The organism is ANME-2 cluster archaeon, from assembly GCA_019429385.1.
In the GTDB taxonomy this organism is placed as follows: domain Archaea; phylum Halobacteriota; class Methanosarcinia; order Methanosarcinales; family Methanocomedenaceae; genus Methanocomedens_B.
In genome coordinates this window covers 1-3,733 of sequence record JAHYIS010000064.1, presented here as the reverse complement: position 1 = coordinate 3,733, position 3,733 = coordinate 1, and the positions used below count along the sequence as shown (strand labels likewise).

Sequence of the window (3,733 nt, the reverse complement as noted above, 5' to 3'; positions counted from 1 at the left end):
AACAAACCAAACGATATAGGGTCATAGTTCTTTGTCTGCCTGTACACCTCAGCCATATCAGTGGTATGGAATATATTTCCATGTGGATGGTTTCGTACAAACTCATCCCACTGCTGCTTATCAAAAGAATTGGTGATCTTGATCATTTTTCAACGTACAGGTAATATCTTTTCTATCGATAAAAAAAATCCGGCAGGATGGGATTTCCTGCCTCTTCGACATTTCATGCAGGTAAGTTAAACTCCTCCGTCACCCGTACACAGTCACATCCGGTACAGTCTCTTTGATCCGCGCCAGTGCATCGGCCGGCACATCGATAAGTACGCGTTCTTCCTTGAGTTTGGATCTGAGTATTTTCAACACCTGCTCACCGGGTGTTACATAGATTATCGTTTTCTCTTCGTCGAGGTGCATTTCTCCAACTATCAATATGCCGTGTGGAGTTTTGGAAATTATCTTCACATTCCATGTTTTAGTACTGTTGTCGTAATACACATCACCGGCAGATACCTGGTTTCCCATATTTTCTATAAGGTACTCCTTAGCAGTTTCATACATTTCCCTGGACTTCATTGTTTCACCTTCTGGAGTTTGATCACCCAGCATTTTAAAGCTGACCATGCCTGCATAAATCTCTCAATACTACATTTTGCATCCTGGCCATCTGGAATATCGGGATCATGATAGATGATATTGTTGTTATCGAATCCTGTGATCACCACAAAATGGCCGAATCCCTGTACTCCTCCGTATAGTATTCCAGCATCAAGCAGTACAATGACTGGATTGCCGCTTTTTAGCGTAGATTTTAAATCATCAATGTCTTCATATTTTATAGCATCTGCATTGAATCCAAATACCTTTGAACCTTTTACCAGTTGCATCGGAGTGGTGCCAAGTTCGGTTGTTTTGCATGCCTTTGCTACATCTTCTTCTGGTGCCGAGATGCCAATGTGTTTTAGCAACATTCTAAGGCACGCCGGACCACAGGTATACCATTCCTGCTGTTTGTAGTATGGTACTTCTAATACAATCATTAACAATCATTATCCAATTTTCGTTTTATTGCCAGATATAATTTCCGACAGGCACTTTCCCGCCCTCAAAATCTCCATTTCTGTAAAATAATGTAGCTATCTCAGCCAAAATAAGAACACTGGCAACACCAGGCATTCTGCCGGATTCAATTTGTTCTAAGAGAATCGTTGATGAGTCAGTTCCACTTTCTTCTCTCAGAACATTCATGGATATGTTCGTATCCAGTCCAATTATTCCGATATCTCCCATTCTGCTCTAAGCTCCCTAATAAGTTCTACTGAACTTTTTTCTGGCTGAATACTTTTTCCAAGTCCTTTCAATTCCCTTATTACCGATTTTCTTTGATATGGTATTATTGTTAATTCTCCGGTCTTCATTATTATCTGCGCCCTTCCTGAAATTCCAATACTTTCAAGGATTTTACGGGGAATTAACAGATCATTAAGCAATTTCTCTTCGATTTGCATTATATTTCACCTATGGAGGTATAATTTTTTAATTATTTATATTATCTCACATTCAAACATACCCCACAGACATCACCACAGCCGGCACATCATCGACCTTCACCTCGACCACTTCCTGTATCCCCAGTTGCGCATCCTCACTCAACTCCGTCGTGAACCAGCTTCCCACACCCATCGCCGACCCCTGCAGCAACATATTCCCCCCAACAAATCCCGTCTCAAGATGTGCATACCACTTACTCCTATCCTCAGCATCCAGACAGAGCACAACATAACACGGCGCATCAGGCAGTTCCCTTATTGCCGATCGCAGCTCCTCCCTCACATCGCCCTCCTTTATCAACTCAAGCATGTGGTCCCTTGTGGTCAGATCACTGCCAGGGTTCCGGTTGTGATACCTGAACACACCGTCCTGTTTCACCACATAAATATTCTCGGTCAGAAAATATTCAGCACACCACGAGGGTACTGTTAAACCACCGCGCCCGTTATAGGTCGTGTGGGGCGTGCCGCCGTATCCGGCCCATAGTAATTGTGAGAGGTCTTCCAGCGATATATCTTCACCAGTAAAATTATCAGTATACTTCAAGTTGGCAATAACATCTTCAAGGGAATCATCCCCATTCGTTTCAGGATCTGGCAGCGAGCCGTCGGATGAGGTCACAACCACCTCCTCCGTCAGTGCTTCCACATCCCTTATCCCGAAATACAGGCTTTCCTGTTTCGGACAGCTCGCAAGTTGTGACCCTGTCCCGTCCCATAGGGACACAGACTCGAGCAGCGCAAACATAGAGGAAACACCGGCATCAAAATCAAGTTCGCGGTCATAATCTAAAATAAAAGCCGAATCACCACTTCGTCCTGATGTCCTGTTGGAAAGAGCATGGGTGTCCGGTTCATAAAGATACTTGCCGTACGGGGTTGTGATGTAAATATCCCGGTGGTCTCCTGTTATCGGAGCCTGTCCGGCAGCCCAGATAACATTGCTCAACCATTTTTCAGAGGCCTGTCCTTTATACCCGTCATGGTAAGATACCCTGCTGTTCAGACAGAGTTCTACTGAATTCCCTGAAGAAGTCGGAGCAAGCAATGCTCCACCAAGAGTTTCATTGGTATAGACCGGTTCAGTTTGTTCTTTTTTTTAAGCAGCCAGATGAAACAACGGCAAATATTAGAAACAGGAAAATTGATACTATGATTATTAAAGACCATTGGTTCATTGAAATCCTCTTATTATCGTTAAAATATTTGGCTAAATTCGAACATCTATGACATGGTTCGGAAGGATTTTCACTGATTTTATTCATTCGTGCGTATACGTGTCATCCGTACAATAAGTATTCAACGATAATACTACTCTTAACCGGTGACAATTTGCATCTAAAAAGCTTCCGCTCTATCTGCCACTCCTCTTATCATCCATTCAATTCAGATATCGGCAGTAACATCATCTTTTTGAGATATACCTCTCAACTTCTAAGCATTGAGCATATATGAACCTTCAGTACATCACAATACTTTGTAACAACATCAATAAACATGGAATCCTGTGCATCCCGGGTCATTGCATACGTATCATGAAAGTCATCACTGTTTTCAAGTTCCTGTGCAATAAGACGCATCTGGACTTTGGTGATCTTGCTGATTTGAGTGTCTATCCGTGCCAGCACATTCATGTAAAAGCCAACAGTCCTCAGTCTTTCCTGCGATATATTCTTAATCGCCCCGCAATGAATGCAAAAAGGATGCGGTTTCAATCCTTTCAGTTCATTATGTATCTTATAAGGAAGCCATACCTTATCAACACCACCACAGCTTTCATGGATACAACCCATAGTTATCGAACCATTTTGATTTTTAATATAAATATACACCATTAAAAGTGATATTCACTACATCTTAACGAACTAAAAGCTTTACGATTTACTATTTATATTAATACTTCCACAGATATATATTAATCACCAGGAGAAAATACATGCAAAAACAAAACATTTTCCTGTTCCTTTTAATACTGGCACTCTTTCTCGGAGGTACTGTGGAGATCAGTGAAGGCTCAACCGCGCTTGGTATCCTTCTTTTATTCCTGGCATTGCTGACAATTTCAAAGATCAAACTCGGCAATTTGGATGATGAGGTTAAAAGTGACCACAAAATGCTCATGTTGCTCGGCCTGGGCATCGTACTGAGCGATATCGTCTTTAACATATCATCCCAAAGCCGGCTGG

At 42.1% G+C, this 3,733-nt stretch carries 7 protein-coding genes; 1 reads left to right on the top strand and 6 read right to left on the bottom strand.

From position 1 onward, the window contains the following. Positions 1-249 precede the first annotated feature (249 nt). The 6 genes from K0A89_12825 to K0A89_12800 all read right to left on the bottom strand — a co-directional run bounded on the left by K0A89_12825 (position 250) and on the right by K0A89_12800 (position 3,340). Positions 250-573, bottom strand: coding sequence for a hypothetical protein (locus K0A89_12825; GenBank protein MBW6519366.1), 324 nt, complete (start codon positions 571-573; stop codon positions 250-252). Continuing rightward, positions 570-1,037 (bottom strand): C39 family peptidase, encoded by a 468-nt coding sequence (locus K0A89_12820; GenBank protein ID MBW6519365.1) that lies wholly within the window; start codon positions 1,035-1,037, stop codon positions 570-572. The genes K0A89_12825 and K0A89_12820 overlap by 4 nt, the downstream gene beginning before the upstream one ends. A 25-nt stretch (positions 1,038-1,062) precedes the next feature. Beyond that, positions 1,063-1,287 (bottom strand): hypothetical protein, encoded by a 225-nt coding sequence (locus tag K0A89_12815; GenBank protein MBW6519364.1) that lies wholly within the window; start codon positions 1,285-1,287, stop codon positions 1,063-1,065. After that, on the bottom strand, positions 1,269-1,505 hold the full coding sequence (locus K0A89_12810) for a hypothetical protein (protein ID MBW6519363.1): 237 nt from the start codon (positions 1,503-1,505) through the stop codon (positions 1,269-1,271). Before K0A89_12810 ends, K0A89_12815 begins: the two co-directional genes overlap by 19 nt. Positions 1,506-1,557: 52 nt before the next feature. After that, on the bottom strand, positions 1,558-2,595 hold the full coding sequence (locus K0A89_12805; GenBank protein ID MBW6519362.1) for a nitroreductase family protein: 1,038 nt from the start codon (positions 2,593-2,595) through the stop codon (positions 1,558-1,560). 379 nt (positions 2,596-2,974) lie between these two features. Continuing rightward, positions 2,975-3,340, bottom strand: a complete 366-nt coding sequence (locus K0A89_12800; GenBank protein ID MBW6519361.1) for a hypothetical protein — start codon at positions 3,338-3,340, stop codon at positions 2,975-2,977. A gap of 143 nt (positions 3,341-3,483) precedes the next feature. Here K0A89_12800 and K0A89_12795 point away from each other — a divergent pair. Further along, a partial coding sequence (locus K0A89_12795; GenBank protein ID MBW6519360.1) for an archaeosortase C occupies positions 3,484-3,733 on the top strand: 250 nt, incomplete at its 3' end.